Source organism: Mesorhizobium sp. C264A (assembly GCF_040324515.1).
In the GTDB taxonomy this organism is placed as follows: Bacteria; Pseudomonadota; Alphaproteobacteria; order Rhizobiales; family Rhizobiaceae; genus Mesorhizobium.
Window position 1 is genome coordinate 1,440,207 of the sequence record NZ_JAMYVY010000002.1, and the last position, 21,998, is coordinate 1,462,204.

Sequence of the window (21,998 nt, forward strand, 5' to 3'; positions counted from 1 at the left end):
GTGCGGTCCGTCCTTGTCTGTTCAGCCTGAAAGGGAACGGACGCCGATGGGCATGCAATCACGCGCAAAGGTGCGGGTACGGCCATTTCCGCTGTCCGTTCCCAGCCAACCCGAGCCGTTCAAGGCGGCGCGTGCGCTGGTTCGGCGCAAATTCTGTTCCCGTGCCGACCGCTGGCACGGATGTCCCGCATATAGAGAATTTTCTGGAATAGTTCTAGACAGTTGCGGAGCAAATTTGTGCGATGCGGCAGCTATCGCGCGGTAAAGTTTTCGGGACGGGCAGGCATGCGGCTGATTGCCGAAAATCTGGGCGGCGAACGCGGCGGCGAGACGGTCTTTTCCGGCATCGGTTTTGCGCTCGACAAGGGCCAGGTGCTGGTCGTCACCGGGCCGAACGGCTCGGGCAAATCGACGCTGCTCAGGGTCATCGCCGGGCTGCTGCCGAAGGCGCAAGGCGATGTGCGCATCGAGGGCGGCGAGAGGTTTCCGACGATCGCTTCGGCGGTCCACTATCTCGGCCACCTCAATGCAATGAAGACGGCGCTCAGCGTGGCGGAGGATCTGCGCTTCTGGCGCGATTTCAACGGCGATGGGCAGTTGGGTGTCGGAGAGGCGCTGGAGACGGTTGGTCTCGGCGGCATCGGCCATCTGCCTTTCGGCTATCTGTCGACCGGGCAAAGGCGGCGCGCGGCGATTGCGAAATTGCTGGTCAGTCATAAGCCGCTGTGGCTGCTGGATGAGCCGACGGCTGGGCTGGACAAGGCTTCGGAGGCGCGGTTTGCGGGGCTGATGACGAGGCATTGCGCGGAGGGCGGGATTATTGTCGCGGCGACGCACTTGCCGCTGGGATTGGATGGGGCGAAGGAATTGAGGATGGGAGCAACAGGGTGATGTCGGCATTCCCGCCCACCCCCTCTGCCCTGCCGGGCATCTCCCCCGCAGGGGGGGAGATCAGATGTCATGCCGGCTTTCGCCAATCACCGGCATTGAAAAGAGGCGTCAGCAACGGAGCTGCCAATCTCCCCCCTTGCGGGGGAGATGTCCGGGAGGACAGAGGGGGTGTGAAGGAACGCCACCTTCGGCAAGATGGCGATCAAACGGCAGGCGCGGCTTGGCAATGCTAGCCCTCTTCCTGCGCGACATCCGCCTCTCCATCCGGGCCGGCGGCGGAGCGCTCACCAGCGTCATCTTCTTCCTCGCCGTCATCGCCACCATCCCCTTCGGTGTCGGACCGGACCTGAAGCTGCTCGCCCGCATCGGTCCGGCGATCCTTTGGATCGGCGCTCTGCTCGCCTGCCTGCTCGGCCTCGACCGGCTGTTTCAGGCCGATCGCGAAGACGGGTCGCTCGATCTTCTGGTGCTGGGCAATGACCGCCACATGCTGGCGTTGACGGTGCTGGTGAAGTGCCTGGCGCATTGGGCGGGCAGCGTTCTGCCGCTGGTGGTTGCGGCACCTCTGCTGAGCCTGTTCATGAACATGGAGCCGCTCAGCATCGGCGCCACCGCGCTCACGCTGCTGGTCGGCACGCCGGCGATCACTTTCATCGGCGCGGTCGGGGCGGCGGTGGCGGTGGCGCTGCCGCGTGGCGGTCTGCTGATCTCGGTGCTGGTGCTGCCGCTGACCATCCCGGTGCTGATCTTCGGGGTGTCGGCGAGCTACGGCGCGGTGGCCGACCCTGATCCGTTCCTGCAGCCCTTCCTCATTCTTGCCGCGCTGACGCTGTTTCTTGCCGTGCTGGGTCCGGTGGCGGCAGCACTGGCGCTGCGGCATGGAACGGATTGATATGACCGCTGCGGCGCGACGATCAATTGCGAAGCCCCAGCCGCAAAGCTAAGAAAGCCGCAAAGCCATGGGAAGGCCATGATCGAGCACGACGAAGTGACGGTGGAAGGGGAGCGAAGCGCATGAGTGCACACGCACTCTATGTCGCGGCCGCCTATGGCATCACGGTGATCGTGCTGGCCGGGCTGATCGGCTGGATCCTGCTCGACCAGCGGACCCGCAAGCGCGAACTGGCAGACCTCGAAGCGGCCGGCGTGCGGCGTCGCTCGGACAAAGCCGGTACTGGGGCCAGCACTGGGGCCAGCAAGCCATGAGCACGGAAAGCGAAACGACGGCGTCGCCGCGCCGCCGCCTGATCGTGCTGTTGCCGCTGCTGGTTTTTCTCGGCCTCGCCGGATTGTTCCTGTCGCAGCTTTTGTCGGGACGCGATGAGGCGGCAGTGCCGTCGGCGCTGATCGGCCTGCCGGCGCCGCAGACCAACCTGCCGGCGCTGGAAGGGTCAAACCTGCCCGGGCTGGATTCGAAAGCCTTCGCCGGCAAGGTAACGCTGGTCAACGTCTTTGCATCGTGGTGCGCGCCGTGCCGGGAAGAGCATCCGGTGCTCTTGCAGCTGTCGCAGGACAAGCGCTTCGTCATGGCCGCGCTAAACTACAAGGACCAAGCGCAAAACGCGCGCCGGTTCCTTGGTGATCTCGGCAATCCGTTCCAGGCGATAGGTGTCGACGAGGCCGGCCGCACGGCCATCGACTGGGGCGTCTACGGCGTGCCGGAAACCTTCGTCATCGGCAAGGACGGCAAGATTGCCTACAAGCATGTCGGGCCGCTGACAGGGGAGTCGGCGAGGGATGTTCTGTTGCCGCAGATTGAAAAGGCGCTCGCGGCACCGAGCTGACGTTGGCGCCATGCCCCCTCATCAGGCCGCTACGCGCCCCCTCCTCCCCGTGGGGGAGAAGAGGGAAGCATCGGCACAGGCTAGCTCCTCTCCCCGGGGGGAGAGGTCGGATTGCCCGAATTGCTCATGCAATTCGGTTTGGCAATCCGGGTGAGGGGGCGGTGCCCCGCTGAGGTCTGAAATGCTCAGCCGTAGATCTGCCTGTGGACCTGGTAGAGCATTTCCGAGCGGTCGGCGCGCAGGTCGGCCAGATCGCGGCTCGTCAGGTTTTCGATTTCCGCGACGAGGCGGTTATAGTGGCGGCGCTTGGCCATCGAGGTGCGCGCGCGGGAGAAGAGGTTGTCAAAAGCCATAGCAAGGGTCCTTTCGTGCCGCATATCAGCGGTGAATTTGTTCCTCCCTTGGTCGTTCGCACCATGACATAGGAATGGTGCGATGCAAAAAGAAGATGTTGCAATGCACCATTGCACAGGGCGCATAGCGGGTTAATACAGCGCTCCAGCACCATAAACGGCCGGACAGGCTGGCGGGCCATGCCGGCCGGGCACCTTTTGTCTTACAAATTGCGCCTGCGCCACCTTGCCATCGCGCCCGCAGGCTGGCTTGATCCGCGCGTCACGTGATGCCCGGAGGAAATGCATGGCGACCGCAGACTATTACGAAATTCTGGATCCGCGTTTCGCGCGGCTGTTCAACGGCAACGCCCAGGTGGAAAAGCTGTTTACCGGATGTCAGTGGGCGGAAGGGCCGGCCTGGTTCGCCGCCGGCCGCTATGTCGTCTGGTCCGACATCCCCAACAACCGCATGCTGCGCTATGACGAGACCGACGGCAATGTCAGCGTCTTCCGTCAGCCCTCCGGCAATTCCAACGGCAACACCGTCGACCGCCAGGGCCGACTGGTGACGTGCGAGCATTCCGGCCGCCGCGTCAGCCGCACCGAGCATGACGGTTCCGTCACCACCATCGCGGCCGAATGGAAAGGCAAGCGGCTGAATTCGCCCAATGACGCGGTCGTGAAATCCGACGGCTCGATCTGGTTCACCGATCCGAGCTACGGCATCGACACCGACTATGAGGGCGACAAGGCCGAAAGCGAGATCGGCGCTTGCAATGTCTACCGGGTCGATCCGGATACGGGCGAGGTCGAGGCCGTCATCACCGACATGGTCCGGCCGAACGGGCTTGCCTTTTCACTGGATGAAAGCCAGCTCTATGTCGTCGACACCGGCCGCACCCATGGCGCGCAGAACCCCGCGCATATGCGGGTCTTCAACGTCGGCAAGCACGGCAAGAAGGTCTCGGGCGGGAAGGTGTTCGCTGACTGCACGGCCGGTCTATTCGACGGCTTCCGGCTCGACGAGGCCGGCCGCATCTGGACCAGTGCCGCCGACGGCATCCATTGCTACGATCCCGACGGCACGCTGATCGGCAAGGTCAAGGTGCCGGAAGTGACCGCCAATTGCGTGTTCGGCGGCAACAAGCTGAACTGCCTCTACATCGCCGGCACCACGTCGCTCTACATGGTGCGGCTGATGGTGAACGGGGCGAAGACGTATTGAGGCTGCTGGAAACGCTTCTCTGGCGGCCCTTGATGGCGTTTCTGCGCATGTCCGCGGCGCCTGTTGCGCGGCGGCCGCCGGAACGACCGACAAGCGATTCGCCGGAGCGGATTTCGGAGCCGCGGCGCGGCGCTATCAGACACAATTCAAGGGGAGGACATCATGCCATTCGTCAACATCCGCATCGTCAAGGAAGTGATCGCCGCTGATCCCGCTGGCAAGAAGGCCGACATTGCCAAAAAGGTCACGGCGGCCATCATGGACGCCACCGGGCTTAGCAATGACGACGTCTGGGTGGTGTTCGAAGAGGTCAACGCGCGCGACTGGTATGTCGGTGTGACCGATGTCGAGACGTTGCGGAAGGGGTAGCACTGCGGCACGTTGGGGTGCGCCGCACCCTTTCGTTCGTCATCCTAGGGTCTGCGCCGCGTCGCTTCGCTCCTTGCTCCGCCCTAGGATGACGAGGCAACGTTTGCGCGTATAAAACTCGCGAAAACCTGCACCGCTTCGCGCATGGCCCGCAGGTTCTCGTCCTCTCCCAGGATCGCTTCTAGCTCCGGCGGTTTCTTGCCGAGCAAGGCAATCTCCAGAACCGCATTCTCACAAAGCGCGAACGACATGGTGCGCATGATCTCGGCCAGCGCGGCGCGGGCATAGAGCGAGCGCGCGGAGGCGTGGGCCAGCATGGCGGGCTTGCCGACGGCGGCGTCGCGCGAGACCAGCCAGTCGAGCGCGTTTTTCATGCCGCCGGGCACGCCATGGGCATATTCGGGGCAGGAGACGATGATGCCGTCGGCGCTGGTGACGGCCTCGATCAGCCGCATGGCCTCGGCCGGTGTGCGCTCGCCTTCGTCATCCGGGTTGAAGATCGGCAGCAGGCCGAGCCCGTCATAGACAGTTACGCGGCAATCCGAAGGCGCGTTCGCGGACAGCGCCGCCAGCAGCGCCGAATTGGTCGAGGCGGCGCGCAGGCTGCCGGAGATGGCGAGGAGTTCGATCACGGGGAAACAGGGCTAGGGAAACCGGCAAAGGACCGCAATGGCGAATCGTACCCGAAATCTACCACAGGGTCTTGCTGTAGGCTTCGTCCAGCGAGCGGTCGAAATCGTCGGCAGTTTCGGCATGCGCCATCTGATCGGACAGGATCTGACCGAGCGTCGGCAATGTCGCGCGGTCGTGCCAGCTGTCCGGCTTCCACAATTCGGAGCGCATGAAGGCCTTGGCGCAGTGCATGTAAGCGGCCTTGACGCTCACCACGACGACGCTTTGCGGTTGCTTGCCGTCGACGGTGAGGCGCTCGCGCAAACCGGCATCGACGGTTATGCGGGCGTCGCCATTGATGCGCAGCGTCTCGTTCATGCCAGGGATGAGGAAAAGCAGGCCGACCGAAGGATTGAGCAGGATGTTCTCCAGCGTGTCCAGCCGGTTGTTGCCGGGCCGGTCGGGAATGGCGATGGCCTTGTCGTCAAGGACAAGGGCGAAGCCGGGCCTGTCGCCTTTAGGCGTCACGTCGGCATTGCCGGCGCCGTCGGAAGAACCGATCAGCACGAAAGGGCTCTTGCCGATGAAGGAGCGGCAGTGGCCGTCAAGCGCCTTGAGCTCCTTGCGCATCGATGCGTCGGTCGGCCGCGGTGTCTTGTAGATCGCCCTCAGTTCATTGCGCGTGGTAACGAATTCCATGGCCGTCTCCGTTTATTCGGATGCAATTCCGGACGGAAAACCGCTTCACACTTTTCCTGGAATTGCTCTACTTGCCGGCTTCTTCCACCTTCTCGGTCTTATCCTCGATCGAGTGGTGCAGGATCAGCGGCATCTGGCTGAAGGTGAACAACAGGGTGATCGGCATGATGCCCCAGACCTTGAAGGTAACCCAGAAGTCGGTGGAAAAATTCCGCCACACCACTTCATTGGCAAGAGCCAGGAACAGGAAGAACAGGCCCCAGCGGAAAGTCAGCTTGCGCCAGCCTTCGGCATCGAGGCGAAAGGCCGAATCGAAGACATAGCCGAGCAGCGATCGGCCGAAATACAGACCGCCGAGCAGCACGCCGCCGAACAGGGTGTTGACGATGGTCGGCTTCATCTTGATGAACACGTCGTCCTGCAGATACAGCGTCAGCGCGCCGAAGATGAAGACGACGACGCCCGAGACCATCGGCATGATCGGCAAGGTGCGCAGCAGCAGCCAGGAGGCGATCAGCGCGATCGCCGTCGCCGCCATGAAAAGGCCGGTGGCGACGAAGATCGGCCCGCCGAATTCGGCCAGGACAGGAAATTTCTGCACCAGCCAGGCGCCGCGTGCATTGGCGAAGAAGAACACCATCAGCGGCCCGAGTTCCAGCACCAGCTTGAGCAGCGGATTGACGCTTTCTTTCTTCTTTCGCGGGTCGGACGGGTCGCGTTCGAGGATGGGTGGGTTCATGACTTCCTTCTGACGCATGATCTTGTCCAAAAAGCCGTCAGCTCTTCGGGATCATTGCCTGTTACGCTACGCCGGCGATCGCCCTGGCGAATTCGCCGGCCGAGAATGGTTCGAGGTCGTCGACCTGTTCGCCGACGCCGATGAAGTAGACCGGCAGTTTGTGCTTTGCCGCGATCGCGACCAGAATACCGCCGCGCGCCGTGCCGTCCAGCTTGGTCATCACCAGGCCGTTGACGCCGGCGACATTGCGAAAGATCTCGACCTGATTGAGCGCATTCTGGCCGGTGGTGGCGTCGACCGTCTGCAGCACGGTATGCGGCGCTTCCGGATCGAGCTTGCCCAGCACGCGCACGATCTTTTCCAGCTCCGCCATCAGTTCGGTCTTGTTTTGCAGCCGGCCGGCGGTGTCGATGATCAGTACGTCGGAGCCGGCCTCCTTGGCGCGTTCGAAAGCGTCGTAGGCGAGGCCGGCGGCATCCGCGTCGATCTTCGAGGCGATGACCGGCGACTTCGTCCTCTCGCCCCAGATCTTCAGCTGCTCGATGGCCGCAGCGCGAAACGTGTCGCCGGCGGCCAGCATCACCGACAGGCCACCATCGGTCAGTTTGGCGGCGAGCTTGCCGATGGTCGTGGTCTTGCCGGTGCCGTTGACGCCGACCACCAGAATGACATGCGGCTTATGCGACAGGTCGAGCTCCAGCGGCATGGCGACATGGGCCAGCACCTTCTCCACCTCGGCCGCCATGATGGTGCGGACATCCGCGTCGGAGACATCCTTGCCGTAGCGGCTGGCAGCGAGGGCATCGGTGACGCGCAAGGCTGTTTCCATGCCCAGATCGGCACGGATCAGCACGTCCTCCAGATCCTGCAGCGTCTCCTCGTCGAGCTTGCGCTTGGTGAAGACGCCGGCGATGTTGCCGGTGAGTTCTTTCGAGGAGCGGGCAAGCCCGTCGCGCATGCGCTGGAACCAGGAGCGTCGCGGCGCCGGTTCGGGCGCCTTTTGCGGCTCGGCTTTCTGCTCGACCTTTTTGGTGACGGTGACTTTGCCGGGAGCTGGTTTTGACTGTGGCGAAGGTTGCGCGGCCGGCGCGGGCGCTAGCTCGGCAACGATGGTCTTGGCTTCGACCGGCGCGGGTACAGCTTCAACCGACGTGCGCTTTACCTCCCCCTCGATGGGGGAGGTCCCAAGCGAAGCTTGGGGTGGGGTGATTTGCGCTGGCGTCGGCGCCATCACCCCACCCCGCCGCTTCGCGTCGACCCTCCCCATCGAGGGGAGGGTGGGGCGCCTCGTCCTTCTCCCCGTGGCTATACGGGGAGAAGGTGCCGGCAGGCGGATGAGGGGCGGCGCTGACCTCTGAGGTAGGCTGTGCGGGAGGCGCGGACGGTTGCGGCACTTCGATCGGGGCGGCCGGTTCTGCTGGAGTCTCGGCAGGCGTCGGCACTTCGACGGGAGCGGGCTCCAGCTGCGGTTCCGGACGCGATGGTTCGATCTCCGGCTCGGCCGGCGCCGGCGGCACTTCTTGGGGCTGCGGCTCGGGAGCCGGCTCCGGAACGGCTGGCGCAGGAACTTCTTCCGGTGCAGGCGGCTCGGGTATCTCCGGCTCAGGCTGCGGTTCTTCTACCGGCGCGGGCTCCGGCAACGGTTCCGGCTCGGATGGGACGACCGGTTCCGGCGCGGGCGGGATGGTCGGCGCGGGTTTGGGCTTCGGTTCTTCTGGCGCCGACTGCGGCGCAGGCTTTACCTCCCCCTCGATGGGGGAGGTCCCAAGCGAAGCTTGGGGGTGGGGGTGAGTGGCGCCGGCGTCGGCGCTCTCACCCCTCCCCGCCACTTCGTGGCGACCCTCCCCATCGAGGGGAGGGTGGGGCGTCGGCGGCTCGGGCTCCTCGCGCTTCAAGAACTCCGGAACGACCTGCTCGGCCGCCGGCTTCAGCGCCTCAAGCGCATCCCATTTGATCGGCGGCAGGGGAGCGGTTTCGTCGATGCGCTCCTCGACGACTTCCTTCTTGCCGAACGAAAATATGTTCTTGAAAAAACCGGCCATGCTTCAATCGTCTCAGGCGGCGCGGGCAGTGAGGGGCGAGGCTATCAGGCGCGCGCCATCATGGCCGGTGATGTCTGCCTCGACGATCTCGCCCGGCGCGCCTGTGCCTAGCGCGGCAAGCGTGAACCCTTCGGTGCGGCCGAGGCCGTCGCGCTCGACCAGGATCGACTGGCGCGTTCCCGGGAGCGACGACAAATGGCGGCGATAGGCGGCCTCGCCGACGGCGCGCAGCCGGGCCGCGCGCTGCTTGACCAATTCGCGGCGGACCTGCGGCATGCGCGCGGCGGGCGTGCCTTCGCGCGGCGAAAACGGGAAGACATGCAGGTGCGTCAGCCCACATTCCTCGACGATCTTTATCGAATTCTGAAACATTTCCTCGGTCTCGGTCGGGAAGCCGGCGATGATGTCGGCGCCGAAGACGATTTCGGGGCGCAGCTTGCGCACATCCTCGCAGAAGCGGATCGACTGGTCACGCAAATGCCTGCGCTTCATGCGCTTCAAGATCATGTCGTCGCCCGACTGCAGCGACAGATGCAGATGCGGCATCAGCCTGGGCTCGGTGGCGATGGCGTCCAGCAGATCGTCGTCGGCCTCGATCGAATCGATGGAGGACAGCCGCAGCCGCCTCACATCAGGCACCTGCTTCAGGATGGTCTTCACCAGCTTTCCCAGCTTCGGCGCGCCCGGCAGGTCGGCGCCGAAAGAGGTCATGTCGACGCCGGTCAGCACGATCTCGGCGTAGCCGTTGCCGGCGAGACGCTTGACCTGCTCGACAACCGCGCCCATCGGCACCGAGCGTGAGTTGCCGCGGCCATAGGGGATGATGCAGAAGGTGCAGCGATGGTCGCAGCCGTTCTGCACCTGGACGAAAGCACGTGCCCGGCCCTCAATGGCGTCGACCATGTGGCCGGCGGTCTCGCGCACCGAGAAAATGTCGTTGACGCGCGCCTTCTCGCTGTCGTTGGCGCCGAAATCCGGCAGCGCGCGGTAGGAGTTGGCCTTCAGCTTCTCTTCGTTGCCAAGCACGAGGTCGACCTCGTCCATGGCGGCAAAATTCTGCGGTTCGGTTTGCGCGGCGCAGCCGGTGACGATGATGCGCGCCGCCGGATTTTCGCGGCGGGCCTTTCTGATCGACTGCCTGGCCTGGCGCACCGCTTCGGCGGTGACGGCGCAGGTGTTGAAGATAATGGCGCCGCCTTTGAGCGCGCCGAGACCTGCGCTTTCGGCCTCGCGGCGCATCACTTCGGATTCATAGGTGTTGAGACGGCAGCCAAAGGTGACGACGTCTATGCCTTGGGAGTTGGGGCCCTTGGTATCGGCAAGTGCAGACATCAGGCCGCGCTTTCGGTGTCGCGGGCCCAGGTGCCGGTCGACGGATCGAAATTGCCGGAAAACTCCCATTCGGCAGCGCCGGTCAGGATGACGTGGTCGTCGTCGCGCCATTCCACATGCAGCGAGCCGCCGCCGGGCGTCATCAGCGTAACGCTGCGGCCGGTGCGCCGGGTGCGGGCAGCGGCGACGACGGAAGCGCAAGCGGCCGAGCCGCAAGCCCTGGTCAGGCCGGCGCCGCGCTCCCAGGTGCGGATGATCATCGTCTCCGGCGACGTTACCTGGGCGATGGTGATGTTGGCGCGCTCGGGGAAGATCGGATGGTTTTCGAGCAGCGGGCCGAAACGCTCGAGTTCGTAGGACCAGACATCGTTGTCGACCCAGAAGATAGCGTGAGGGTTGCCCATCGAGAGAGCCGAAGGCGAATGCAGCACCGGCGCGTCGATGGGGCCGATCTGCAACTCGATCATGCGGGTGTCGCGGAATTCCTCGGCCAGCGGAATGTCCTGCCAGCCAAAGCGCGGAGTGCCCATGTCGACCGAGATGGTGCCGTCGGCATGTTCGACGGCGTTGAGGATGCCGGCGCGGGTCTCGAAGGTGAAAGTCTTCTGGCCGGTTTCGGCGGCCAGCGCCTGGACGACACAGCGCATGCCGTTGCCGCAGGCCTGCGCGCCCGAGCCGTCGGAATTCAAAATGTCGATGTAAAAGGCGGTGCCCGGCGTGCGCGAATCGTGGATCGCCATGATCTGGTCGAACCTGGTCGCCGCATCGGCGTTCAGCGCGACAGCCGACGCCGCCGTGACCCTATCGGCACGGCCACGCATGTCGGCGACGATGATTTCGTTGCCGATGCCGTTCATCTTGGCGAAGGGGGCAGTGCCTGCCATGATCTGAGGTAATTCCTGTACGTTTCGCCGCTATATGGCGGAAACGGGCGGGAATTACCAGTGTGGGCTGCGTCTAGGTTACCGCGAAAACGCCTAGCACGATCAGCAGGAAGATGACGAGAACGATGCCGATCAGCACGCGCGCGCCGGTGGCGGCGGCACCGGCCAGCGCCGGCATGCCGAGCAGGCTGGCGGCGGCAGCAACGATGAGAAGAATGATGATCCATTTGATCATGGACAATGCCTCGCAAATTGACTGCAGCGGCCTAAGAACGCATCTGCCGCGCTCTGGTTCCCTCTTGCCGCGAGGCTCTCTCCGACTGGGCGCGCTATTCGGCAATCTCGAAGTCGGTCGTGAAAGGCGCCGTCTTTTGCGAGTTCTCGTCATGCATGAGGAAATCCGCTCGGTATTTGCCGGGGGGAACGCCATCCAGGGAGACGTTTAATTTGAAGAACATCTCTCGGTTATGCGAGCGCGAGGCGAGCTGGACCCGGCCAAGCTTTTCGACGGTTCCCAGCTTCTCGCCCGACTGGGAAAGCACAGTAAGGTCAACGTAAAGCGCGATCTGGTTGTTGCCGAGCCCATCCGAGCCGTAGCCGTAACCGACCGGCTCCATATAAAGCACAATCTCTTCGCCCGGCTTGTAGACATGGTTCGGGCGCTCGGCGTAGGCGCCGAACCCGCTGGCCGACATGATATGCTTCACATTTTGCACGCCAAGCGGCATCGCTTGCCACAGAGCGTCCTCGGCGCTGCGGAATTTGTCCAGCGCGCCGGCGCCATCACCCGCCTGCAGTGCCTTTTCGGCTTCAGCGGCGCGATCGGTGATTTCACCCGCGAAAGCGGCCGGCGTCGAAATTACCAGCGCGATCAAAACTGCCAAGATTGATTTCATCTGTTCCCCCTGTTGCGATAGACCATCGGCTAAAATGGCAGTGTCGTAAACGGCCAAATGCAGACTCCAGCCGCGCTCGATCTCGGGAACGTCCCAAACCTCGCCCGGACGCAAGGCGCGAAACCGCTCACGCGCCAGGCCTTGCGCCTCAAGCGCTTCAGTCAGTTTTGCGCCGGCAGTTGCGCTCGATCGCCGATGCGCCGACCTGCTGCGGGCTCCGGTGCCGCTTTCGCAACCAATGTACCGGTTGGAACCGCGCTAGAGCGAAGACATGCCTTTTGTCCGCCAGCCATTTTGCGACAAATTTACAACAATTCGTGGTGCAAACCCTATTTTAACCATATCGGGTTGAAATTTCGCCACCTTCTCCATCTTGGTGAGGGGTGAGATTGTGCGGACGGCTTCCCCCCAGCCGGATCCGACGGAGGTTGGAATGATTTTTTCGAGAAGCGGGCTGATGGCCGTATCGCTGGCAGCGCTCGTTGCGAGCGGCTGTTCGACCTCGCGTTTTTCATCGATGGATGACCAGCAGCCCGCCCCGCTGCAGCCCGCGCCCGCCGGCACGGTGAGCGGAAGCCAACTGCCGCCCCCGGCAGCGCCGGGCACCACCGACCCATCGCAATTCCCGACCGCGCCGGCAGGCGCGCAGGTCGCCTCGCTGCCGCCGGACGGATCGGCGCCGGCCGGAGCCTCCGACCTTACCGCTGCGAGCGTTGCCGGCGTCTGGAACGCCAGCGTGTCCGGACAGAGCTGCAAGGTGGCGACGCCGCAGACCAAATTCGGCGCCGGCTTCCGCGCCGGGCCGCTGCATTGCCCGCCGCCCATCGACGGCATCAAATCGTGGAACGTCGCCGGCAAGCAGCTGACGCTCTATGACGAGAATGGCGGCACGCTGGCGCGGCTCTATTCCTCGGGCGGTTCGAAATTCGACGGCCAGACTACCAACGGCTTGCCGATATCGCTTACAAGATAGGCTGCCTATCCCTAGACAGCGACGTGACCGATGCATCTGCGTGACGGCCTCCAGACCCATGCGACCGTCAGGCAGCGCTACGACCATCTGGTCGCAACCGGCGCCATCGAGCGCGATGCGGCGCAGGAGCGCATCGCCGCCGCGCTCGACCGGCTGACCGACGAGATCTCGGTCAAGCGGCTGGCGCACAAGTCGAGCGCGCTCGGCTGGCTGTTTGCCCGCAAGCGCGAGACGCGCGAGGTCGTCAAGGGCCTCTACATTCATGGCGGCGTCGGTCGGGGCAAGACCATGCTGATGGATATGTTCTTCGAGCTGTTGCCGGTCAGGCGCAAGCGCCGCGTTCATTTCAACGACTTCATGGCCGATGTGCAGGACCGCATCCAGAAGCACCGGCAGGCGCGCAAGAACGGCGACGTCAAGGAGGACGACCCGATCCCGCCGGTCGCGCTTCAGCTTGCCGAACAGGCCTGGGTGCTGTGCTTCGATGAGTTTTCGGTCACCGACATTGCCGATGCGATGGTCCTGTCGCGGCTGTTTTCGGCGCTGTTCGCCAATGGCGTGGTTCTGGTCGCCACCTCGAATGTCGCGCCGCAAGACCTTTATCGCGACGGGCTGAACCGCCAACTCTTCCTGCCCTTCATCAGCATTCTCGAGCGCCACGCCCATGTGCTGACGCTCGATGCCGACAAGGACTACCGGCTGGAAAAGCTCGCCCGCACGCCTGTCTATGTCACGCCGGGGGATGCCGAAGCCGATCGTATGCTCGACGAAGCCTGGCAGGCGATGACGCACGGGGCGGCAACGGCCGAGACCGCGCTGACGCTCAAGGGGCGGCAGGTGAGAATACCGGCTGCTTCCGGCAATGCGGCGCGGTTTTCCTTCGCCGATCTCTGCGAAAAGCCGCTCGGCGCGCGCGATTTCCTGGCGATTGCCGGCCGCTTCTCGACCGTCTTCATCGATCACGTGCCGGTGCTGGGCGAAGGCAAGCGCAACGAGGCCAAGCGCTTCATCCTCCTGATAGACACGCTCTACGATCATCACACGCGGCTGGTGGTAAGCGCCGATGCCTCGCCCCCTGAGCTCTATACGGCCAGGCGCGGCAACGAGGTGTTCGAATTCGAGCGCACGGCCTCGCGGCTGATCGAAATGCAGAGCCGGGATTGGCTGGAGGACTGGGCGGAACGGCAAAAGGCGAAGGCGGAAGTGCAGGTCTGAGGGTTCGAAGAGGTCATTATGTAGTGATCCTTCGCGCCCCCCTCTGTCCTGCCGGACATCTCCCCCACACGGGGGAGATTGGCGGTTTCGGCGCTCCGCTCATTCCTGCGGCCATTGGAGATTGGCGAAAGGTCGCGTGACGTCCGATCTCCCCCCTCGTGGGGGAGATGCCTGGCAAGGCAGAGGGGGGCGCTGTCCCGCCGACGCCTAAAGGTCATACGCATACATTACAAACGCCTCCGCCTGCCCATGCTCCTCCCTGCGTTTTTCATAAAGCCCGCGCGATGGAACATTGTCCGGCTCGGTTCCAACACAGGCTTCGCCGCAACCTTTGCTCGCGGCCGAGCGCGAACATCGCGTCGAGCATTTTTCGCGCGATGCCTTGGCGCTGGTAGGCGGGTGAGACGCCGACTTCGTCGATGTAGAGTCCGTTGACCTTGTCGGGATGGCGGTGGATGATTGTGGGGCACTGGTCGACGACGCCGCCGGCCAATGCCACGATCATGTGATGATGAGGCGAGGTAGGCAGCAAGCCTGTCTGCCCGGACCGGCTCGTCGAACACGTCCTCGGCGATGCGCTTCACAAGGGCGTCATCGCCTGGATATAGTCTTCTGATTTCCACGCTCATTGTGTAAAATCTCCCAAGCTGGCCTACAAACTTTGACGTTTACGTAAGTCCCAATGTTTCTAACCGATTGAAATCATTCACTCGAAAATAATCGATTGAATATATTTTCCACCGGGGCTACTGGATGCGGCGAAATCTAGCTGAGACCATAGCATTCCGGCCTCTTCCTCGACGCCGTCAACAGATCGCCAGGGATTTTGGGCGTCGTCACAGACAAAGGGAAAATTTCCTCACATGGCACGCAACAAGATAGCGCTCATCGGCTCCGGCATGATCGGCGGCACGCTCGCTCACATGATCGGCCTCAAGGACCTCGGCGACGTGGTGCTGTTCGATATTGCCGAGGGCATTCCGCAAGGCAAGGGGCTCGATATCGCGCAGTCGTCGCCGGTCGACGGTTTTGATTCCCGGCTGACCGGCGTCAATGATTATGCCGGCATCGAGGGCGCCGACGTTTGCATCGTCACCGCGGGCGTGCCGCGCAAGCCAGGCATGAGCCGCGACGATCTGCTGGGCATCAACCTCAAGGTCATGGAACAGGTCGGCGCCGGGCTGAAGAAATATGCACCCAAGGCCTTCGTCATCTGCATCACCAACCCGCTCGACGCCATGGTCTGGGCGCTGCAGAAGTTTTCCGGCCTGCCCAAGACCCATGTCGTCGGCATGGCCGGCGTGCTCGACAGCGCGCGCTTCCGCTATTTCCTAGCCGAGGAATTCAAGGTCTCGGTCGAGGACGTTACCGCCTTCGTGCTCGGCGGCCACGGCGATTCCATGGTGCCGATGATCCGCTACTCCACTGTGTCAGGCATTCCGTTGCCCGATCTCATCAAGATGGGCTGGACCTCGAAGGAAAAGCTCGACCAGATCGTCCAGCGCACCCGCGACGGCGGCGCCGAGATCGTCGGTCTGCTCAAGACCGGCTCGGCCTTCTACGCGCCAGCCGCCTCGGCGATCTCGATGGCCGAATCCTACCTCAAGGACAAGAAGCGCGTGCTGCCTTGCGCGGCGCATCTCTCGGGCCAGTATGGCGTCAAGGGCACCTATGTCGGCGTTCCCGTTGTGATCGGCGCCGGCGGCGTCGAGCGCATCATCGAGATCGACCTCAACAAGGCCGAGCAGAAGATGTTCGACGCCTCGGTGGCGACGGTGCAGGGCCTGACCGAGGCCTGCGTCAAGATCGCCCCGCACCTCGCCTCGAAGTGATCCCCCCAAGCAGCCGATCCGGAGACCATCCAGATGAACATCCATGAATATCAGGGCAAGGCGCTGCTGAAGAGCTTTGGCGCGCCGGTGGCCGAGGGCGTGCCGGTGTTCAAGGCAAGCGAGGCGGAAGCCGCGGCACAAGCGCTGCCCGGTCCGCTCTATGTGGTGAAGAGCCAGATCCATGCCGGCGGCCGCGGCAAGGGCAAGTTCAAGGAACTGTCGCCCGACGCCAAGGGGGGCGTGCGGCTGGCGAAGTCGGTGGCCAACGTCGTCGCCAACGCCAATGAGATGCTCGGCCACACGCTGGTCACCAAGCAGACCGGCCCGGCCGGCAAGCAGGTCAACCGCCTTTATATCGAGGACGGCGCCGACATCGATCGCGAGCTTTATCTGTCGATCCTGGTCGACCGCTCGGTCGGCCGCATCGCTTTCGTCGTCTCGACCGAGGGCGGCATGGACATTGAAGGCGTCGCCCACGACACACCGGAAAAGATCATCACCCGCGCCATCGACCCGCTGGCCGGCGTGACGACCATCGACGTCGACATATTGGTGGAAGCGCTGGGCCTCACCGGCGATGCCGCCAAGGATGCCGGCACGCTGTTCCCGATCCTCTACAAGGCCTTTGTCGAGAAGGACATGAGCCTGCTCGAGGTCAACCCGCTGATCGTGATGAAAAACGGCCGCCTGCGCGTGCTGGACGCCAAGGTGTCGTTCGACAACAACGCTCTCTTCCGCCACCCCGAACTGATGGAACTGCGCGACACCACCGAAGAGGACGAGAAGGAGATCGAGGCGTCGAAATACGACCTCGCCTATGTCGCGCTCGACGGCAATATCGGCTGCATGGTCAATGGCGCCGGCCTCGCCATGGCGACTATGGACATCATCAAGCTCTACGGCGCCGAGCCCGCCAACTTCCTCGATGTCGGCGGCGGCGCGTCGAAGGAGAAGGTGACGGCGGCGTTCAAGATCATCACCAAGGATCCGGCCGTCAAAGGCATACTGATCAACATCTTCGGCGGCATCATGAAGTGCGACATCATCGCCGAGGGCGTCATTGCCGCGGTCAAGGAAGTCGGCCTGCAAGTGCCGCTGGTGGTGCGCCTTGAAGGCACCAATGCCGAGCTCGGCAAGAAGATCATCAACGACAGCGGTCTAAACGTCGTGTCGGCCGACGATCTCGACGACGCAGCCAAGAAGATCGTGGCGGCGGTGAAGGGCTGAAGGCGAATGCCTCCGCGCAAGATAAACCTCGTCGAGGCGGCGGACGCGAAGATCACCAAGGTCTTCGATCCGCATATCGCCGGCGACGTCAATGACAGCCAGGCCAAGGTTGCCAAGTTCGGCGAGACCTTCGACTGGCATGCGCATGAGCATGAGGACGAAGCCTTCCTCGTCCTGCGGGGCAGGATTGCCATCGATTTCCGCGACGGGCCGGTCGAGCTCGGCGAGGGTGATTTCATCATCGTGCCGCGCGGCGTCGAGCACCGGCCGCGCTCGCTGACCGCCGAGCCGGTGGTGCTGATGTTCGAGCCGGCAACGACGCTCAACACCGGCAACGCCAAGAGCGACCTCACCGTCTGCGACCTGAAGCGGCTCTGACCATGAACGCGTTCTCCTCGCTCTCGGCCGATCACCAGCGCCTGCAGGCACTGGTCGGCGCGTGGCGCGGCGAGGAAGAGGTGGCGGAAACGCAGTGGGCCGATGGCGGCACAGCGACTTCCGACGTGCTGACAGAGCCACAGTTCGGCGGACTGTTCGTGGTCCAGCGCTATCGCCAGCGCCGCGACGGCACGGTCTCGTTCGGCTCGCACAGCGTGTTCGGCTTCGATCAGCCAAACAGGCTCTTCACCATGCACCAGTTCGACTCCATGGGTTTTGTGCCGGCCTCGCCGGCCACAGGAACGTGGAACGGCGATGAGCTGGTTCTGGAGCGGTCGTCGCCGCGTGGCTCAGCGCGCGTGACGTATATTTTCGACAATGCCGATGCCTACCGGATGCGACTGCATTTCAAACCTGCCGGCAGCGACAGCTGGCAAGACATGGTGAGCGGCGTCTACCGGCGCGTCTCGCCTTCCCCGATCAACGGCTTTTAGAAAAGGGCTCCGATGTCCATTCTCATCGACAAGAACACCAAGGTGCTGGTTCAGGGCCTGACCGGCAAGACCGGCACGTTCCACACCGAGCAGGCCTTGGCCTATCACGGCACCAGGATGGTCGGCGGCATCCATCCCAAGAAGGGCGGCGAGACCTGGACCGGCGCCAAGGGCGAAAACCTGCCGATCTTCGCTTCCGTTGCCGAGGGCAAGGAAAAGACCGGCGCCAATGCCTCGGTCGTCTATGTGCCGCCGGCGGGCGCCGCCGAAGCCATCCTCGAAGCCATCGAAGCCGAGATCCCGCTGATCGTCTGCATCACCGAAGGCATTCCGGTGATGGACATGGTCAGGGTCAAGGCGCGGCTCGACCGCTCGACCTCGCGGCTGATCGGCCCGAACTGCCCCGGCGTGCTCACCCCCGACGAATGCAAGATCGGCATCATGCCCGGCAACATCTTCCGCAAAGGCTCGGTCGGCGTTGTTTCGCGCTCAGGAACGCTTACCTATGAGGCAGTGTTCCAGACCACAAATGTCGGCCTCGGCCAGACGACCGCGGTCGGTATCGGCGGCGACCCCGTCAAAGGCACCGAGTTCATCGACGTGCTCGAGATGTTCCTCGCCGACGACGAGACCAAGTCGATCATCATGATCGGCGAGATCGGCGGCTCGGCCGAGGAAGACGCCGCGCAGTTCCTCAAGGACGAGGCCAAGCGCGGCCGCAGGAAACCGATGGCGGGCTTCATCGCCGGGCGCACTGCGCCGGCCGGTCGCACCATGGGCCATGCGGGCGCGGTCATCTCCGGCGGCAAGGGCGGCGCGGAAGACAAGATCGCGGCGATGGAATCGGCCGGCATCAAGGTATCGCCATCGCCGGCGCGTCTGGGCACGACGCTGGTCGAGGCGATCAAAGGCTAAGTGAGTAGCGAGTAGTGAATAGCGAATAGGGAAAAGAGAGTAACGGCGCGACCCGGGAAAAATCCCTACTCGCTATTCGCTACTCACTATTCGCTTTTGAAAAGGAGACGGAGCCAGGCTCCGCAGACAAAAATGGCAAGACAAGATCAGGCCAACGACCAATTTTCGCTCACCTCTTTCCTCTATGGCGGCAATGCCGACTATATCGACGCGTTGTATGCCTCCTATGAGGATGATCCAGAGTCGGTAAACCCCGAATGGCAGGACTTCTTCGCCGGGCTGAAGGACGACGCCGGCGATGTGCGCAAGAACGCCAAGGGCGCTTCCTGGGCAAAGCCCTCCTGGCCGCTGCAGGCCAATGGCGAACTGGTGTCGGCGCTGGACGGCAATTGGGGCATCGTCGAGAAGCATCTGGAAAAGAAGGTCAAGGACAAGGCGGTCACCAATGGCGTCGTGCTGTCGGATGCCGACGTGCATCAGGCGACGCGCGATTCGGTGCGCGCCATCATGATGATCCGCGCCTTCCGCATGCGCGGCCATCTGCATGCCAATCTCGACCCACTCGGCATCGCCAAGCCGCTTGAGGACTATAACGAGCTGTCGCCGGAGAATTACGGTTTCACCGCAGCCGACTACGACCGGCCGATCTTCCTCGACAATGTGCTCGGCCTCGAATTCGGCACCATCCGGCAGATGCTGGAAATTCTGACCCGCACCTATTGCTCGACGCTCGGTGTCGAGTTCATGCACATTTCCGATCCCGAGGAGAAGGCCTGGATCCAGGCGCGCATCGAGGGCGCCGACAAGGAGATTTCCTTCACCGCTACGGGAAAAAAAGCGATCCTGCAGAAGCTGGTCGAGGCCGAAGGCTTCGAGCAGTTCATCGATGTCAAGTACAAGGGCACCAAGCGCTTCGGCCTCGATGGTAGCGAAGGTCTGATCCCGGCGCTGGAGCAGATCATCAAGCGCGGCGGCCAGCTCGGCATGAAGGAGATCGTGCTCGGCATGGCGCATCGCGGCCGGCTGAACGTGCTGTCCCAGGTGATGGCCAAACCGCATCGCGCCATCTTCCACGAGTTCAAGGGCGGCTCGGCCGCTCCCGACGAGGTCGAGGGCTCGGGCGACGTCAAGTACCATCTCGGCGCCTCGTCGGACCGCGAATTCGACGGCAACAAGGTGCATCTGTCGCTGACCGCCAATCCTTCGCATCTGGAAATCGTCGATCCGGTTGTGATGGGCAAGGCGCGCGCCAAGCAGGACTATCTGTTCGGCCGCAGCCGCGAGGAGATCGTGCCGCTGGAAGAGCGCGCCAAGGTGCTGCCGCTGCTTCTGCATGGCGACGCCGCCTTTGCTGGCCAGGGCGTAATCGCGGAAATTCTCGGCCTGTCGGGCCTGCGCGGCCACCGCGTCGCCGGCACGCTGCATTTCATCATCAACAACCAGATCGGCTTCACCACCAATCCGCGCTTCTCGCGCTCGTCGCCCTATCCGTCCGACGTCGCCAAGATGATCGAGGCGCCGATCTTCCACGTCAATGGCGACGACCCGGAAGCGGTGGTGCATGCCACCAAGGTGGCGATCGAATTTCGCATGAAGTTCCACAAGCCGGTGGTGGTGGACATGTTCTGCTATCGCCGCTTCGGCCACAATGAGGGCGACGAACCGGCCTTCACGCAGCCGATCATGTACGCCAACATCCGCAACCACAAGACGACGGTGCAGATCTATGGCGAGCGGCTGATCGCCGAGGGCCATATCAGCCAGGCCGAACTCGACAAGATGAAGGCCGACTGGCGCGCCCATCTGGAGTCCGAATGGGAAGTCGGCCAGCACTACAAGCCCAACAAGGCCGACTGGTTGGACGGCGCCTGGTCTGGTTTGCGCACCGCCGACAACCAGGACGAACAGCGCCGCGGCAAGACCGCCGTGCCGGTCAAGGTGCTGAAGGACATCGGCAAGAAACTGACCGAGGTGCCGAAAGGTTTCGAGGCGCACAAGACCATCATCCGCTTCCTCGAAAACCGCCGCCAGGCGATCGACTCGGGCGAAGGCATCGACTGGTCGACGGCCGAGGCGCTGGCCTTCGGCGCCATCCTGCTCGACGGCAATCCGATCCGGCTCTCCGGCCAGGATTCAGAACGGGGCACCTTCTCGCAGCGCCATTCCGTGCTCTACGACCAGAAGGACGAGACCCGCTACATCCCGCTCAACAATCTGTCGGCGGCACAGGCCGGCTACGAAGTCATCAACTCGATGCTGTCGGAAGAGGCGGTGCTTGGCTTCGAATATGGCTACAGCCTGGCCGAGCCGAAGGCGCTGACGCTCTGGGAAGCGCAGTTCGGCGATTTCGCCAACGGCGCCCAGGTGGTGTTCGACCAGTTCATCTCGTCGGGCGAGCGCAAGTGGCTCAGAATGTCAGGCCTGGTATGCCTGCTGCCGCATGGCTATGAAGGCCAGGGTCCGGAGCATTCTTCGGCCCGGCTCGAGCGCTTCCTGCAGCTCTGCGCCGAAGACAATATGCAAGTCGCCAACTGCACGACGCCGGCCAACTACTTCCACATACTGCGCCGGCAGCTGAAGCGCGACTTCCGCAAGCCGCTGATCCTGATGACGCCGAAGTCGCTGCTGCGCCATAAGCGGGCAGTGTCGACGCTGCCGGAGATTTCGGGCGAAAGCTCGTTCCACCGGCTGTTGTGGGACGACGCCCAGCTGTTGCAGAACCAGGCGATCAAGCTCACCAAGGATTCCAAGATCCGCCGCGTCGTGCTGTGCTCGGGCAAGGTCTATTACGACCTCTACGAGGAGCGCGAGAAGCGCGGCATCAACGATATCTATCTCCTGCGCGTCGAACAGCTCTACCCGTTCCCGGCCAAGGCGCTGATCACCGAACTGTCGCGCTTCCGCAATGCCGAGATGGTGTGGTGCCAGGAGGAACCCAAGAACATGGGCGCATGGTCGTTCATCGACCCTTATCTGGAATGGGTGCTGGCGCATATCGACGCCAAGCATCAACGGGTGCGCTATACCGGCAGGCCAGCGGCGGCATCGCCGGCGACCGGCTTGATGTCGAAGCATTTGGCGCAGCTCGCTGCCCTGCTCGAAGACGCGCTCGGCGAATAGAACAAAACCCGACGAATAGAACAGACAGAGAAGAAA

At 63.4% G+C, this 21,998-nt stretch carries 24 protein-coding genes; 14 read left to right on the plus strand and 10 right to left on the minus strand.

The window, feature by feature from the left end; genetic code table 11:
• Nucleotides 1-285: 285 nt before the first annotated feature.
• The 4 genes from ccmA to NKL04_RS26065 all read left to right on the plus strand — a co-directional run bounded on the left by ccmA (nucleotide 286) and on the right by NKL04_RS26065 (nucleotide 2,675).
• Entirely contained in the window at nucleotides 286-891 is a 606-nt protein-coding gene (gene ccmA / locus NKL04_RS26050; RefSeq protein ID WP_023671732.1) for a heme ABC exporter ATP-binding protein CcmA, read from the plus strand.
• 226 nt (nucleotides 892-1,117) lie between these two features.
• A complete protein-coding gene (gene ccmB / locus NKL04_RS26055) occupies nucleotides 1,118-1,783 on the plus strand; it encodes a heme exporter protein CcmB (protein WP_023698868.1) in 666 nt (221 codons plus the stop codon).
• Between the two features lie 122 nt (nucleotides 1,784-1,905).
• Nucleotides 1,906-2,097 carry a heme exporter protein CcmD gene (gene ccmD, locus NKL04_RS26060; RefSeq protein ID WP_023671735.1) on the plus strand — a complete coding sequence of 64 codons (192 nt, stop codon included), beginning with the start codon at nucleotides 1,906-1,908 and terminating at the stop codon, nucleotides 2,095-2,097.
• Entirely contained in the window at nucleotides 2,094-2,675 is a 582-nt protein-coding gene (locus NKL04_RS26065; protein WP_023671736.1) for a DsbE family thiol:disulfide interchange protein, read from the plus strand. Before ccmD ends, NKL04_RS26065 begins: the two co-directional genes overlap by 4 nt.
• Nucleotides 2,676-2,860: 185 nt before the next feature.
• Here NKL04_RS26065 and NKL04_RS26070 read toward each other — a convergent pair whose 3' ends face one another.
• Nucleotides 2,861-3,028, minus strand: a complete 168-nt coding sequence (locus NKL04_RS26070; RefSeq protein WP_023671737.1) for a hypothetical protein — start codon at nucleotides 3,026-3,028, stop codon at nucleotides 2,861-2,863.
• Between the two features lie 286 nt (nucleotides 3,029-3,314).
• Between NKL04_RS26070 and NKL04_RS26075 the strand changes: the two genes are divergently transcribed.
• Nucleotides 3,315-4,235 (plus strand): SMP-30/gluconolactonase/LRE family protein, encoded by a 921-nt coding sequence (locus tag NKL04_RS26075; RefSeq protein ID WP_023671738.1) that lies wholly within the window; start codon nucleotides 3,315-3,317, stop codon nucleotides 4,233-4,235.
• A 162-nt stretch (nucleotides 4,236-4,397) separates the two neighbouring features.
• Nucleotides 4,398-4,604 carry a tautomerase family protein gene (locus tag NKL04_RS26080; RefSeq protein ID WP_023683852.1) on the plus strand — a complete coding sequence of 69 codons (207 nt, stop codon included), beginning with the start codon at nucleotides 4,398-4,400 and terminating at the stop codon, nucleotides 4,602-4,604.
• 83 nt (nucleotides 4,605-4,687) lie between these two features.
• On the opposite strand, the gene NKL04_RS26085 is transcribed toward NKL04_RS26080, so the two are convergent.
• The 8 genes from NKL04_RS26085 to NKL04_RS26120 form a co-directional block, all read right to left on the minus strand.
• Nucleotides 4,688-5,236 carry an NADPH-dependent FMN reductase gene (locus NKL04_RS26085; RefSeq protein ID WP_023702607.1) on the minus strand — a complete coding sequence of 183 codons (549 nt, stop codon included), beginning with the start codon at nucleotides 5,234-5,236 and terminating at the stop codon, nucleotides 4,688-4,690.
• A gap of 58 nt (nucleotides 5,237-5,294) precedes the next feature.
• Entirely contained in the window at nucleotides 5,295-5,915 is a 621-nt protein-coding gene (locus tag NKL04_RS26090) for a pyridoxamine 5'-phosphate oxidase family protein (RefSeq protein ID WP_023702608.1), read from the minus strand.
• 67 nt (nucleotides 5,916-5,982) lie between these two features.
• Nucleotides 5,983-6,654: a septation protein A gene (locus tag NKL04_RS26095; RefSeq protein WP_023715760.1), complete on the minus strand. Its 672-nt coding sequence runs from the start codon at nucleotides 6,652-6,654 to the stop codon at nucleotides 5,983-5,985.
• 61 nt (nucleotides 6,655-6,715) lie between these two features.
• Nucleotides 6,716-7,885 (minus strand): signal recognition particle-docking protein FtsY, encoded by a 1,170-nt coding sequence (gene ftsY / locus NKL04_RS32195; protein WP_502903361.1) that lies wholly within the window; start codon nucleotides 7,883-7,885, stop codon nucleotides 6,716-6,718.
• Between the two features lie 823 nt (nucleotides 7,886-8,708).
• Nucleotides 8,709-10,028: a tRNA (N(6)-L-threonylcarbamoyladenosine(37)-C(2))-methylthiotransferase MtaB gene (gene mtaB, locus NKL04_RS26105; protein WP_023702610.1), complete on the minus strand. Its 1,320-nt coding sequence runs from the start codon at nucleotides 10,026-10,028 to the stop codon at nucleotides 8,709-8,711.
• On the minus strand, nucleotides 10,028-10,912 hold the full coding sequence (dapF, locus tag NKL04_RS26110) for a diaminopimelate epimerase (RefSeq protein ID WP_023687687.1): 885 nt from the start codon (nucleotides 10,910-10,912) through the stop codon (nucleotides 10,028-10,030). Before dapF ends, mtaB begins: the two co-directional genes overlap by 1 nt.
• A gap of 73 nt (nucleotides 10,913-10,985) precedes the next feature.
• The gene (locus NKL04_RS26115) at nucleotides 10,986-11,147 is read right to left on the minus strand and encodes a DUF1328 family protein (protein WP_023683859.1); all 162 of its coding nucleotides are present in this window, start codon (nucleotides 11,145-11,147) and stop codon (nucleotides 10,986-10,988) included.
• 94 nt (nucleotides 11,148-11,241) lie between these two features.
• Complete coding sequence (locus tag NKL04_RS26120; RefSeq protein ID WP_245271470.1) at nucleotides 11,242-11,865, minus strand: hypothetical protein; 624 nt, start codon at nucleotides 11,863-11,865, stop codon at nucleotides 11,242-11,244.
• A gap of 376 nt (nucleotides 11,866-12,241) precedes the next feature.
• Between NKL04_RS26120 and NKL04_RS26125 the strand changes: the two genes are divergently transcribed.
• Together NKL04_RS26125 and zapE are read left to right on the plus strand one after the other, a co-directional pair.
• Nucleotides 12,242-12,781: a protease inhibitor Inh/omp19 family protein gene (locus NKL04_RS26125; RefSeq protein WP_023687689.1), complete on the plus strand. Its 540-nt coding sequence runs from the start codon at nucleotides 12,242-12,244 to the stop codon at nucleotides 12,779-12,781.
• 30 nt (nucleotides 12,782-12,811) lie between these two features.
• On the plus strand, nucleotides 12,812-13,996 hold the full coding sequence (gene zapE, locus NKL04_RS26130) for a cell division protein ZapE (protein ID WP_023831869.1): 1,185 nt from the start codon (nucleotides 12,812-12,814) through the stop codon (nucleotides 13,994-13,996).
• Nucleotides 13,997-14,264: 268 nt separating this feature from the next.
• On the opposite strand, the gene NKL04_RS26135 is transcribed toward zapE, so the two are convergent.
• Nucleotides 14,265-14,489, minus strand: a complete 225-nt coding sequence (locus tag NKL04_RS26135; RefSeq protein WP_245265803.1) for a GNAT family N-acetyltransferase — start codon at nucleotides 14,487-14,489, stop codon at nucleotides 14,265-14,267.
• Between the two features lie 370 nt (nucleotides 14,490-14,859).
• On the opposite strand from NKL04_RS26135, the gene mdh reads away from it, so the two are divergent.
• The 6 genes from mdh (at nucleotide 14,860) to NKL04_RS26165 (ending at nucleotide 21,962) form a co-directional block, all read left to right on the plus strand.
• The gene (gene mdh, locus NKL04_RS26140) at nucleotides 14,860-15,828 is read left to right on the plus strand and encodes a malate dehydrogenase (protein ID WP_023670541.1); all 969 of its coding nucleotides are present in this window, start codon (nucleotides 14,860-14,862) and stop codon (nucleotides 15,826-15,828) included.
• A gap of 33 nt (nucleotides 15,829-15,861) precedes the next feature.
• Complete coding sequence (sucC, locus tag NKL04_RS26145; RefSeq protein WP_023702614.1) at nucleotides 15,862-17,055, plus strand: ADP-forming succinate--CoA ligase subunit beta; 1,194 nt, start codon at nucleotides 15,862-15,864, stop codon at nucleotides 17,053-17,055.
• 6 nt (nucleotides 17,056-17,061) lie between these two features.
• Nucleotides 17,062-17,433 carry a cupin domain-containing protein gene (locus NKL04_RS26150; protein WP_023702615.1) on the plus strand — a complete coding sequence of 124 codons (372 nt, stop codon included), beginning with the start codon at nucleotides 17,062-17,064 and terminating at the stop codon, nucleotides 17,431-17,433.
• 2 nt (nucleotides 17,434-17,435) lie between these two features.
• Nucleotides 17,436-17,927: a DUF1579 family protein gene (locus NKL04_RS26155; protein WP_023702616.1), complete on the plus strand. Its 492-nt coding sequence runs from the start codon at nucleotides 17,436-17,438 to the stop codon at nucleotides 17,925-17,927.
• A gap of 12 nt (nucleotides 17,928-17,939) precedes the next feature.
• A complete protein-coding gene (sucD, locus tag NKL04_RS26160; RefSeq protein ID WP_023702617.1) occupies nucleotides 17,940-18,842 on the plus strand; it encodes a succinate--CoA ligase subunit alpha in 903 nt (300 codons plus the stop codon).
• Nucleotides 18,843-18,974: 132 nt separating this feature from the next.
• The gene (locus NKL04_RS26165) at nucleotides 18,975-21,962 is read left to right on the plus strand and encodes a 2-oxoglutarate dehydrogenase E1 component (protein ID WP_023706737.1); all 2,988 of its coding nucleotides are present in this window, start codon (nucleotides 18,975-18,977) and stop codon (nucleotides 21,960-21,962) included.
• Nucleotides 21,963-21,998: the final 36 nt, after the last annotated feature.